At 37.5% G+C, this 13270-nt stretch carries 7 protein-coding genes; 6 read left to right on the forward strand and 1 reads right to left on the reverse strand.

Features of this window, described 5'->3' with window-relative positions:
- Window positions 1-263 precede the first annotated feature (263 nt).
- Window positions 264-968 (forward strand): class I SAM-dependent methyltransferase, encoded by a 705-nt coding sequence (locus tag ACM40_RS15180; RefSeq protein ID WP_048503581.1) that lies wholly within the window; start codon window positions 264-266, stop codon window positions 966-968.
- A 229-nt stretch (window positions 969-1197) separates the two neighbouring features.
- On the opposite strand, the gene metG is transcribed toward ACM40_RS15180, so the two are convergent.
- Window positions 1198-3234 carry a methionine--tRNA ligase gene (metG, locus tag ACM40_RS15185; RefSeq protein ID WP_048503582.1) on the reverse strand — a complete coding sequence of 679 codons (2037 nt, stop codon included), beginning with the start codon at window positions 3232-3234 and terminating at the stop codon, window positions 1198-1200.
- A gap of 331 nt (window positions 3235-3565) precedes the next feature.
- Between metG and ACM40_RS15190 the strand changes: the two genes are divergently transcribed.
- The 5 genes from ACM40_RS15190 to ACM40_RS15210 all read left to right on the forward strand — a co-directional run bounded on the left by ACM40_RS15190 (window position 3566) and on the right by ACM40_RS15210 (window position 13269).
- Window positions 3566-6328, forward strand: coding sequence for a SusC/RagA family TonB-linked outer membrane protein (locus ACM40_RS15190; protein WP_048503583.1), 2763 nt, complete (start codon window positions 3566-3568; stop codon window positions 6326-6328).
- A 5-nt stretch (window positions 6329-6333) separates the two neighbouring features.
- Window positions 6334-7914 (forward strand): RagB/SusD family nutrient uptake outer membrane protein, encoded by a 1581-nt coding sequence (locus ACM40_RS15195; protein WP_048503584.1) that lies wholly within the window; start codon window positions 6334-6336, stop codon window positions 7912-7914.
- Window positions 7915-7930: 16 nt separating this feature from the next.
- Entirely contained in the window at window positions 7931-9046 is a 1116-nt protein-coding gene (locus ACM40_RS15200; protein WP_048503585.1) for a SusE domain-containing protein, read from the forward strand.
- Window positions 9047-9122: 76 nt separating this feature from the next.
- Entirely contained in the window at window positions 9123-11279 is a 2157-nt protein-coding gene (locus ACM40_RS15205; RefSeq protein ID WP_048503586.1) for a glycoside hydrolase family 97 protein, read from the forward strand.
- A 136-nt stretch (window positions 11280-11415) separates the two neighbouring features.
- On the forward strand, window positions 11416-13269 hold the full coding sequence (locus tag ACM40_RS15210; RefSeq protein ID WP_048503587.1) for a glycoside hydrolase family 13 protein: 1854 nt from the start codon (window positions 11416-11418) through the stop codon (window positions 13267-13269).
- Window position 13270 lies beyond the last annotated feature (1 nt).

Here is a 13270-nt window from a genome sequence, read left to right on the forward strand (position 1 = left end):
AAAGTTTTGTAACAGTTTTAATGAATGTTCTGAATTTTAGTTTTTAGTCAGATGTTAAGTGAATGGTGAATTTGCTTTGCAGGTGAATGGTGAATCTTGTTATAATTGTTATAAAAGCAAATGGTAGTAACTTATATGCATCTCACGCCCCGTACCTCAAACCACGAATCACACAACTTGCAATCCGCATCCCGAAATCCGAACCCCGAACCTCTTGACCCTTCGCCCGGAAACTCCTATCTTTGTAGCTTTTAAAGACAGCAATGAAAGATTTAATGGGCAAAGCAATCTGGGATTATTTTCATAACGAAAATCCGGAGGATTTGCAGACAGAAACTTCAATCTCAGAACTGGATGAACTTCCGGTGGATTATCTTTTCAGGGAATTTGAAGACATGAATGATATTGAGCAGAAAGCACTGGATCTGGCGCAGGGAAAAACTCTGGACATTGGTGCAGGAGCAGGCTCCCATACTTTGTATCTTCAGAATGAAAGAAATCTTGATGTGTTGGCACTGGATATTTCGCCAAAGTCTATTGAAGTTTGTAAACTTCGGGGAATCAAAAAGGTAGTATGCGAAAATATGCTGGATTTTTCAGGAGAAACTTTTGATACCGTTCTGCTCCTGATGAATGGAACAGGAATTTTTCAAAGCTTAGGAGCAATTGATATTTACCTTAAAAAACTACATTCTTTATTGAATGATAACGGACAAATCCTGATCGACAGTACGGATATTCTCTATATGTTCGACCGGGATGATGATGGTGGCGTTTATATTCCGGCAGGCGGCTATTATGGTGAACTGGATTATATTGTTCATTATAAAGGAGAATCGGAAAACCCGATCAAATGGCTGTATCTCGATTTTACTACTTTGAAGAATGCTGCAGAAAATAACGGCTTTAAGATAGAAAAAATAATGCAGGATGAAGATTCTTATCTTGCCAAACTGACTAAAAAGTAAAAGCTTAAATGTCATTGCGAGCAAAGCGAAGCAATCTCTTAATACTCTTAATAGCTAAACTTTTCTTAATGGTTTTATTTTTAAACGATTAAGGTTAGCATTAAGCTTTTAAGATCATTAAGTTTAAGCTTTATTTAAGAGATTGCTTCGCTTTGCTCGCAATGACCAGAAACAAAATAAAAAAGACACATGATTTTTCATGTGTCTTTTACTTTATCTTAAATATTGATTATCCTATCTCAATACCGTTTTCTACACTACTGTCATCCGGTGTTACGAAAGATAATTTTCCATCAGGTTTTGTCGTTAATAAGAACATCCCCTGGGATTCAATACCTCTGATCTTTCTTGGTGCCAGATTCAACAGGATCATTACCTGTTTTCCGATCAGTTCTTCCGGTGTAAAGCTTTCTGCCACACCAGAAACCACTGTTCTGATATCAACCCCTGTATCTACTTTGAATTTCAATAGTTTATCTGCTTTTTCCACTTTTTCAGCTTCTAAAATGGTAGCTGTTCTAAGGTCTATTTTGGCAAAATCATCAAAAGAAATCTCTTCTTTCATAGGGTTGGCGTTAGGGTTTGTTTTTTTATTGTTTTGTTTGGTCTGCTCCAGCTTTTCAATCTGGGCTTCGATGACACTGTCTTCAATTTTTGAGAAAAGAAGAGATGCTTCATTGATCTTATGACCTGTTTCTATTAAAACAGATTTGGTTTCAACATCACTCCAGTTTACCTGTTCAGCATTGAACATGGTTAAAAGCTTTTCAGAGCTGAAAGGCATGAAAGGCTCACATAACTGTGCCAGGGCAACAGCCAGCTGAGCTCCTACAAATAACGACTGTGCTGCTTTTTCAGGACTATCCTTAATGGTTTTCCAAGGCTCTTCATTCTGAAGGTATTGGTTTCCGAAACGGGCAAGATTCATTAAAGCAGTTAAGGCATTTCTGAATTCATAATTTTCAAGGAATCCTGAAATTTCTTTAGCTGTTTTGTTGATTTCTTTTAATTCTGGACTATTTACATCTCCCTGAGGAACAATGCCGTCATAATATTTATGGATCAGTACAGCAACTCTATTGATAAAGTTCCCGAAAATTCCTACCAGTTCAGAATTATTTTTAGTCTGGAAATCCTTCCATGTAAAATTATTATCCTTTGTTTCCGGAGCAGATGATAGAAGCGCATATCTTAAAACATCCTGCTGTCCCGGGAATTCTTCCACATATTCATGAGCCCATACTGCCCAGTTTCTTGAAGTTGAGATTTTATCATTCTCAAGGTTTAAGAATTCAAAAGCAGGAACATTTTTCGGCATAATATAATCGCCGTGGGCCTTCATCATTGATGGGAAAATAATACAGTGGAACACAATATTATCCTTTCCGATAAAATGAACCAGATCACTGTTTTCATTTTGCCAGTAATCTTTCCAGTCCTTACCGTTTTTCTCCGCCCATTCTTTTGTAAAAGAAATATATCCGATAGGGGCATCAAACCAAACGTAAAGAACTTTCCCTTCTGCATTTGGAAGCGGAACAGGAACTCCCCAGTTCAGGTCTCTGGTCATAGCTCGCGGCTTCAGACCATCATTTAACCATGATTTAACCTGGCCGTAAACATTCGGTTTCCAGTCGTCTTTATGGCCTTCTATGATCCATTCGTTTAAAAAGTCCTCATATTCATTTAAAGGAAGATACCAGTTCTTTGTTTCTTTAAGAACCGGAACGTTTCCGCTCAACATGGATTTCGGATTGATCAGTTCTGAAGGAGAAAGGGTAGAACCACATTTTTCACATTGGTCTCCGTAAGCATTCTCATTTCCACAGTTTGGACAGGTACCTACAATATAGCGGTCTGCAAGGAATTCTCCGGCCTGCTCATCAAAATACTGCTCAGAAATCTCTTCCGTAAATTTCCCTTTTTCATAAAGAACTTTAAAGAAATCCTGGCTGGTTTCGTAATGCTTTTTCGAAGTCGTTCTGGAATATTCATCAAAAGAAATTCCCAGATCTGAAAAAGACTTTTTGATGATTTCATGATACTTGTCTACGATATCCTGAGGCGTTACTCCTTCTTTTTTAGCTCTGATGGTAATAGGAATTCCATGCTCATCCGACCCGCAGATAAACGCTACATCTTTTCCCAATCTTCTCTGAAATCTTGCGTAGACATCCGCAGGAATATATACACCTGCCAAATGTCCTATATGAACCGGTCCGTTTGCATAAGGCAAAGCTGCCGTAATCATCTTTCTGTTTGACATTTATAGTAAAGTTTAACTGCAAAGATAATGATTATCTCACGAAACCGCCTAATATTCGGTTATAATAAGTTTTTAAGCCCAATTTGAAAGCTGAAATATTACATTTAGTTAAACAAGCGTTTAACTTTTTGTTAATTAGGCCAATATATTATGCAATGCATATGTTAACGTAATGTTATGAAAAACAGATGCTTGGTTTTTGAATAGACAAGCAATTTACATAAAATTATCTAAATTTTCAATAATCTTATGATAATTCTAATTTTTTTATAAATTGCAAGGCTGGTAGTACAGCCTTATTAAGAAAAACGAAACTAAAAAAAACGATATTGTGAAAAATTTTACAACGGTATTAAAAATAGCTCCTGCTTTTTTATTGGCCAGTTCAATAATGCATGCGCAGGACTCTTTAACCAAAGAAAAAAAGATTGAAGAAGTTGTATTGATCGGATATGGAAAGCAGAAGAAATCTGATCTTACAGGATCCATCACATCAGTTACAGCGAAAGACTTCAACGGAGGTGCAACCTCTGCAGGGCAGCTTATCCAGGGGAAAACGCCTGGTGTACAGATTACTAACAACAGTGGTGCTCCGGGTTCGGGTACTAAAATAAGGATAAGAGGGACATCATCTTTAAATGGTGAGAACTCTCCATTAATTGTTATTGACGGGGTTCCGCAGGACTTTACAGGAGTGAATGGTGCTTCAGATCCATTGTCATTAATTAACCCGAATGATATTGAAACGTTTGATATTTTAAAAGATGCTTCTGCTACGGCCATTTATGGTAATAGGGCTTCTAATGGGGTAATCCTGGTTACAACTAAAAAGGGAACTGCTGGAAAATTTAAAGTTAATTTTTCCACAATGGCCTCTGTTTCTACAAAAATGGGGAATGTTGATGTTCTCAATGCGGACGAATATAGATCATTCGTGAATGAAATGGCGCAGACCAATCCTGCTGTTGCAGTAAATGCCTCCCGACTGGGAACAGCCAATACAAACTGGCAGAATCAGATTTATCAGAAAGCCTGGGGAACAGATAATAACTTGGCTCTTTCCGGGGGTGTTAAATGGTTGCCTTACCGGTTGTCAATTGGATATAATGACCAAAATGGTATCGTAAGAACAAATTCATTTAGGAGAACTTCTGTAGGAATAAATTTAAATCCGAAATTTTTTGATAATCATTTAGCGGTTAATGTTAATGCAAAAGGAACGTTTACTGATAACAGATTCTCTGATGGAGGAGCTATTAAAGCTGCCACTTATTTTGATCCAACTCAACCGGTATATTCAGGAAACTCAAACTATGGAGGTTATTATGAATGGACAGACCCTAATAACCAGGTAACAGGTCTGAATGTAAATGGAACCTCTAACCCATTGGGGCTTCTATACGGTATCCGTGATGTGTCATCTGTTTGGAGAGGTTTAGGAAATATTCAGTTAGATTATAAATTCCATTTTTTACCGGATTTACACTTTAACGTAAATGCTGGTTATGATTATTCTAAGAGTAATGGTGCAAAAACTGTAAGCCCTTTTTATAGACCAGGGATGAGTGATTTAGGAACATTCAATGAATATACTATGGAGAAGAAGAATAAGTTGCTGGAAACGTATTTTAATTACTTAAAAACGATAACTGCAATCTCTACTTCTGTCGATCTTACTGCAGGATATGCATATCAAGGCTTCCGTACAATCATTCCCGGATCAACGACATTCAAAGGAAGAGGTCAGAATACCTCTACCAATAATTTTGAAACAAATTATATCTTGTTATCATTTTATGGAAGAGGTATTTTTACAATAGCTAATAAATATATTGTATCAGCTTCCATCAGAAGGGATGGGTCTTCAAGATTCTATAACGGTGGCACAAGCAATGTTTGGGGGAATTTTCCGGGGGTATCTGTTGCTTGGAAAATTAACGAAGAAAACTTCCTGAAAGATACAGGTGTCAATGTTTTAAAACTAAGAGCAGGTTGGGGGAAAACAGGTCAGCAGGAACTACCTACCTTAGATACTAATAAGCCAAGAAACTATCCGTCTTATGCTGCTTATAATTTAAGTTCAGATGGTGCTCAGTATCAATTTGGAGATCAGTTCTTCTACATGATGAGACCAGAAATTTATAATCCAAATTTGGGTTGGGAGATAACCACAACTAAGAATGCAGGTCTTGATTTTGGTTTTGCAAAAAACAGAATCACCGGTTCCATTGATGTTTACCAAAAAGACACAAAAGATCTAATTGTAGATTCTCCGATTGCAGCAGGTGATTTAAGCAATCATAACCTATTGAATGTGGGTAATATGCAGACAAAAGGGATAGAGGGATCTGTTACAGTGGTTCCAATCAAAAAAGAAAATACGACTTGGGAAGTTTCATTTAATGCAACACACTATAAATCTAAAATTACAAAACTGATTAATGGAGCAGATTCAACCTATAGAATTCTTGTAGGAGGAATTGATGGTGGTGTGAATAATACTATTCAGGCTCACACTGTAGGACTTCAGCCCAATGCTTTCTATGTATTTCAACAGGTATATGACACCAGTGGGAAACCTGTCGACGGAGCATATGTAGATAGAAATGCTGATGGTAAAATTGATGTTAACGATAGATATTATTATAAATCAACACAGCCAGATGCTATTATTGGGTTTAATACCAAATTCTCTCATAAGAATTGGGATATTGGTTTAAGCGCAAGAGCTGTACTTGGAAATTATGTATATAATAATGCTGCATCAAATAGCTCTATCCAGTCATTAACAACCAATAACTATTTACAGAATGTATATTCTTCTACAGCAGACTATAGATTTTCAAGCCCACAATATTTCTCAGACATCTTTGTTGAGAATGCGTCTTTCCTGAGACTCGATAATGTTAATGCCGGATACAATTTTAAGGATGTATTTTATAAAGGAAGTAATATCAGAGTTTATGCAATGCTTCAAAACGTGTTTGTAATTACTAAATATTCAGGAATAGACCCTGAAGTATTCGGAAATATCGATAATGGATATTATCAGATGCCAAAAGTATATTCATTAGGATTTAACTTTCAATTTTAATTAAAATGAGACGATTTAAAACAAATATAATAGCAGTTGCAGCTTTAGTAAGTATTTTGACTGTAACTTCTTGTGTCAATGATTTAGAACAAGTACCAATTACGGATGTTACCTCAGCCAGCGTTTTTGCTGATTTTGGAAACTATCCGATGGCCTTAGCGAAAATATACGGTGGTTTTGCCAATGGAGGGCAGTCGGCCAATGGTGGAAATTCAGATATTAATGGTATTGATGGAAACTTTTCACAATATACCAGAGTAATATATACTTTGCAGACACTATCTACTGATGAAGCGGTAATTGCATGGAATGATGGAACACTTCAAACCATTCATAAAATGACTTGGGATTCTTCCAGCGAATTTGTAGAAGGAGCTTACTACAGACTTTTTACACAAATTGCTACAAGTAATGAATTCTTGAGAAACGTAACTGATGAAAAATTAGCAGCAAATAATATTACAGGCGCTAATTTAACAGAAGCTAAATATATGAGGGCTGAAGTAAGATATTTACGTGCCTTATCATACTATTATGCATTAGATCTTTTTGGAAACGTTCCTTTTGTAGACGAGAGCTATTTGCCAGGATCAGTAAATCCGCCTAAGAGAATTACCCGTGCAGAACTTTTTAATTATGTTGAAAGTGAACTGCTTGCAGTGGCTGGAGAGCTGAAAGATCCTAAAGCAAATGCATATGGTAGAGCGGATAAGGCTGCAGCATGGGCCCTTTTAGCTCGTTTATATCTGAATTCAAATGTGTATAACGGTTCAAATCACTATGCAGATTGTATTACTTATTGCAATAAGATTATACAGGCAGGATATTCATTAAAACCTAAATATAAAGACTTATTTCTTGCTGACAATGATAAAAATAATCCTGAAGTTATTTTCCCTATTGCATTTGACGGAGTTCATATTCAGACATCAGGTGGTACAACTTACCTGATCCATGCAGGAATTGGGGGAAGTATGCCTGCTTCTGACTTCGGGGTTAGTGGAGGATGGGGTGGTTTAAGAACTACAAAATCTTACGTAAACCTATTCTCAGGATCAACTTCTGACCAGAGAGGTAATTTTTATACTGCAGGGCAGAATTTAGAAATTAATGATCTGGGAGTATTTACCGATGGGTATGGATTTATTAAATTCAAAAACCTGACAAGTGGTGGAGTTCCAGGATCTGATGCTTCAGGAAATTTCTGTGATACGGATATTCCGATATTCCGATTGGCTGACGTATATTTAATGTATGCGGAAGCTACTTTAAGAGGTGGAAGCGGAGGTAATGCTGCTACGGCGCTTACGTATGTGAATGCATTAAGAACACGTGCAGGGGCACCAGCAGTAGCATCAATTAATACAGATTATATATTGGATGAAAGAGGAAGAGAATTAGGTTGGGAAATGACAAGGAGAACAGACCTTATTCGTTACGGTAAGTTCACTACCGGCTCATATGTATGGCCATGGAAAGGAGGTGTTAAAGATGGAAAGAGTGTAGAAGACTACAGAAATCTTTATCCGATTCCTGCTAAAGATATCATTGCAAATCCAAATTTAATTCAGAACCCTGGATATTAATTAAAAACACTATAAAATGAAACAAATATTTAGATTATTAGCCATAGCCTTTATTGGTTTTCTGGTTATTTCCTGTGAAAAAGATGAAGATCAGGCAGTAATTAATGAAACAACCACAGGCAAACTATCTGCAGATAAAAGTGCAATAATTCTTAATGAACTTACTGCCAATGATGCTGTAATCAATTTTACATGGACAAAACCCACATTTAATATCGCTGTAGTTTCCACTCAGCAGATAGAGCTTGGAATTAAAGGAAGTAATTTTAAAAAAAGTGCTACTGTTGATTTCGCCAATGATGCTACCTCAGGTGCTATTACTCACGCTGCAATGAATGCTGCAATGTTCAGTATTGGTGCAACAGCGGACGCCGTAAATGATATTGAGGCAAGATTGAAAACATCTGTAGGATCAGCAGCTTTCTATTCAAATGTTGTAGCTATTAAAGTAACACCCTATACTCCAAACCCGGATTTGGTATATCCTAAAATTAATGTACCTGGCGGATATGCCGGAGCAGCAGGTTATGCAACTTGGAATCCAGCTAATTCACCTAACTTATTTTCGCCGGAAAAGAACGATAAATACAGAGGATTTATCCTAATCAGTGATCTAGCAGGTGAAAATGGACAGTACAAATTTACTGTGAACCAGGACTGGCCGGGAAATAAAGGTGATGACGGGACTAATACAGGAAAGCTGGTTGGAGATGGAGCCAACATAAAAGCACCTGTAATAGGAACATATTATATTAAAGTTGACTGGGCGGCAAATACCTATTCTTCCGTTTTGGCAAACTTCGGAGTGATCGGGGATGCCACACCTACGGGATGGGGATCAGATACAAATTTTGTATACAATCCGGCTACTAAAACTTATGTAATTAACTCCATTGCTTTAAATAATACCGGAGTATTCAAATTTAGAGCAAATGACGACTGGGCAATGAAATTCCAGCCTAAAAAAGATGATGAGACGCTGATTTCAGGAAAGGCTGTACAATCTTATTTCAGTGCTGAAAATACAGTAGACGGTGATCCTAATTACAAAGTATCCGAAGCAGGTAACTATAAAATTGAACTGGATTTACATAATTCAGCGTTTTATAAGCTAACTGTTACCAAATTGTAAAACATACAAAATAATTTGATAAAGTGTTGCTTTACCGCAGCACTTTATCTATTTTTAAAGTTTATAAATAATCATTATGAAGAAAATTACAGTTGGAGCGATGTTGCTCTCAATGATGTTCGCGGGTGTTAATGCACAATCTTTAAAATCACCGGATGGAAAGTTTGAAATGAATTTCCAGCTGAAACAGGGAGTACCTTACTATAATCTGAAATATAATGGTGCTGTAGTGGTAGAAGATTCCAAATTAGGATTAAGATTATTTAAAGACACAGCCATCAAATTTGCGTCCGAAATTGCTAAAGCGGAAGATGCTAAATTTGATCTGAACAATGGCTTCACGAAAACAGATGAAAAACGTGATTCTAAAAACGAAACATGGAAGCCGGTTCTGGGTGAAAAGAAAAATTATATCAACAATTACAACGAACTTGCGGTTACCCTTGACCAGACTTCTACAAACAGAAGTATCGTTGTAAAGTTTAGACTGTTCAATGATGGATTAGGATTCAGATATGAATTCCCACAGCAGAAAAACCTGAATTATTTTGTAATCAGGGAAGAAGATTCCGAAATAGATTTTCCTACAGATATGAAAGCCTGGTGGATCGTGGCAGATTATGACTCCCAGGAATACCAGTATCAGGAAACAAAAATTTCTGAGATTCCGTCCCAATGGGATAAAGCTTTCGATGCCAACGCTTCACAGTCGTTGGTGAAAAACGCGGTACAGTCTCCGTTGATGCTTAAAAAAGAAGGAAAAGAGCCCCTATACGTCAATGTTGCAGAAGCAGCGGTTTTAGATTACCCGGCTTCCCATCTTGAGGTAGATGCTCAGAATTTTAAGTTCAAAACCCATCTTACAGCTGACAGACAAGGAGCGAAAGGATATATTCAAACTCCTTCGGTAACGCCATGGAGAACCATTATTGTTTCCCCGAAAGCAGAAGAAGTGATGGCTTCCAAAATGATCTTCAATCTTAATGAGCCTACAAAATATACCGACACTTCTTACATTCACCCTACAAAATACATGGGTGTATGGTGGGAAATGATCATCGGAAAATCCCAGTGGGCCTATTCTACAGCTGAAAACGTACATCTGGACAAAACAGATTTCTCAAAACTGACACCGAATGGAAAACATGCGGCCAACAATACAAAAGTTAAGGAATATATCGATTTTGCAGCTGAAAACGGATTCCAGGGACTGTTGATTGAAGGGTGGAACATCGGTTGGGAAGACTGGTTTGGACACTCAAAAGAATTTGTTTTCGATTTCATCACTCCGTATCCGGATTTTGATATCAAAATGCTTAATGATTATGCCCATTCAAAAGGAATTAAGCTTATCATGCACCATGAAACTTCAGGTTCTGCAACCAATTATGAAAGATGGTCAGATAAAGCTTTCCAATTGATGAATAAGTATGGTTATGATGCAGTTAAGACAGGATATGTAGGAGATATTATTCCAAGAGGAGAACATCACTATTCCCAATGGACGATCAACCATTTCTACAGAATTGCTGAAAAAGCAAATGACTATAAAATTATGGTCAATTCTCACGAATCCGTGCGTCCTACAGGAGAAAGCCGTACTTACCCGAACTATATTTCAGCAGAAGCAGCAAGAGGAACCGAGTATGAAGCATTTGGCGGAAATAAGCCGGATCACCAGACCGTTCTTCCGTTCACAAGATGGATGGGTGGCTCTATGGACTATACGCCGGGAATTTTCCAGACAAAACTGGATTATTACTTCCCCGGAGATAAGCGTTTCGTAAAAACAACCCTTGTAAAACAGCTTGCCTTGTATGTTACCATGTATATGCCTCTTCAGATGGCGGCAGACCTTCCTGAAAACTACAAAAAGCACATGGATGCATTCCAGTTCATCAAAGATGTTGCGGCAGATTGGGACGATACTAAGATTTTATCTGCAGAACCAGGCGATTATGTAGTGACGGCCAGAAAAGCAAAAGGTACAGACAACTGGTTTGTAGGAGGGATTACCGATGAAAATAAACGCGATTACACCGTAGATTTCTCTTTCCTGGACAAAGGAAAAAAGTATGAGGTAACCGTTTATGAAGATGGAAAAGATGCAGATTATATTGATAATCCTCAAAGCTATAACATCTACAAAAAACAGATCACCAGCAAATCTAAATTGAATTTCAAAATGGCGAGAAGCGGCGGTTTTGCAGTTTCTGTCAAGCCTGTCAATTAAGATTTAATTCATAAGTTTGTTATGCCCCGGTTCATTATATTCGGAAAAATGGGCCGGGGCATTACTTTTAACTAAAAACACTGAGAATATAAAATACCGAATAGAATTAACCTTGTTGATCAAAATACATCCATAAATGAAAAAAATATACGCAATTTTTGCTCTCTCAGCAGCTTCAGTAGCTTTTTCCCAGATTCAGAAAGTAGAACCTGCTTTTTGGTGGAAAGGAATGAAAAATCCCGAACTTCAGATTTTAGTTTACGGAAAAAATATTGCCAATAATGAAATTGAGCTTTCAGATAATATTCAGATTAAGGACATTCAGAAAGTAGAAAATCCTAATTATGTTTTCATTACGGTAAATACAAATGAAATTAATGTTCCTGCCTTTAAAATCAACCTGAAAAAAGGAAAGAAAAATATAAACTCTTATTCATATGAATTGAAGCAAAGGCTTCCCGGCTCTGCAGACCGTGAATCTTTTACCTCAAAAGACGTCATGTATCTCATCATGCCGGATCGTTTTGCCAATGGCGACGAAAAGAACGATTCCAGACCCGATCTGATTGAAAAGTCAGACCGTAGCCTGCCCAACGGAAGACATGGCGGTGACCTTCGTGGAATAATCAATAACCTTGATTATATTCAGAATTTAGGAGCCACATCCGTCTGGCTTACCCCTGTTAATGAAGACAATGAAAAAGTATACTCCTATCATGGATATGCACAGACTGACCTTTATAAAATCGATGGACGATTTGGTACCAATGAAGAATACCGTGAGCTTTCACAGAAGCTGAACAAACGGAATATGAAGCTGGTTATGGATTATGTTACCAATCACTGGGGTATTTCCCACTGGATGATCAAGGATTTGCCTTCCAAGGATTGGATTCATTGGTTTGATGAAGGAAAGAACGGCTTTTACCGATCCAATTACAAAACAACCACGCAGTTTGATACCAATGCTTCAGAAATTGACAAAAAATATGCACTGAACGGATGGTTTGATACCACTATGCCGGATATCAATCAAAAAAATCCTTTAGTTCTGAAATACCTTACCCAAAACGCAATTTGGTGGATAGAATATGCAGAGCTGGGTGGTTTTCGTGTAGACACCTATCCGTACAATGACAAAGAAGCTATGGCCAAGTGGGCAAAAGCCATCACTGATGAATATCCGAAATTCAATATCGTAGGAGAAACCTGGCTTAATACGGCAGGACAGATTTCTGCCTGGCAGAAAAATTCCAAAACCGGAGAAGCAGCAGGATACAATTCTAACCTGCCTTCCGTGATGGATTTTATGCTGTATGGCGATATGCCGAAAGCGATTAAAGAAAAAGAAAGCTGGGACACCGGAATGGTAAAGCTGTACAATGTTTTTACCAGCGATTTCCTGTATCCAGATATCAATAACGTCCTGGTATTCTTTGAAAATCATGATACGGAAAGATGGAACGAGATCTTCAATGCAGATCCTAAAGCTTACAAAATGGGGCTTACACTGATTTCTACAGTTCGTGGAATTCCGCAGATCTATTACGGATCAGAAATAGGAATGAAGGGAGACAAAAATAAAGGTGGAGATGCGGATATCAGAAGAGATTTTCCTGGAGGATGGAAGTCAGACACTCAGAATGCTTTGAATCCTTCATCTCAAACTCCTGAACAAAAGGATTTCTATCAGTTTACCCAAAAGCTTTTGAACTGGAGAAAAGGAAAAGAGGTGATTCATACCGGAAAAACTAAAAACTACGTTCCACAGGATGGGGTTTTTGTCTATTTCAGATACGACGGTAAAGAAAGTGTAATGATTGTCCTTAATAATAATGAAAAAGACCAGACTCTGGACTTGAAACGTTTTGCTGAATCTTTAGGAACTGCCAGAAAAGGAAAAGAAGTGATATCAGGAAAAGAAATTTCCATACAGAACAACCTTGTCGTTCCTGCAAAAACCTCAATGATCATTGAACTCCAAAATTAAA

Origin of the sequence: Chryseobacterium sp. BLS98, from assembly GCF_001045445.1 — a bacterium.
GTDB lineage: Bacteria > Bacteroidota > Bacteroidia > Flavobacteriales > Weeksellaceae > Chryseobacterium.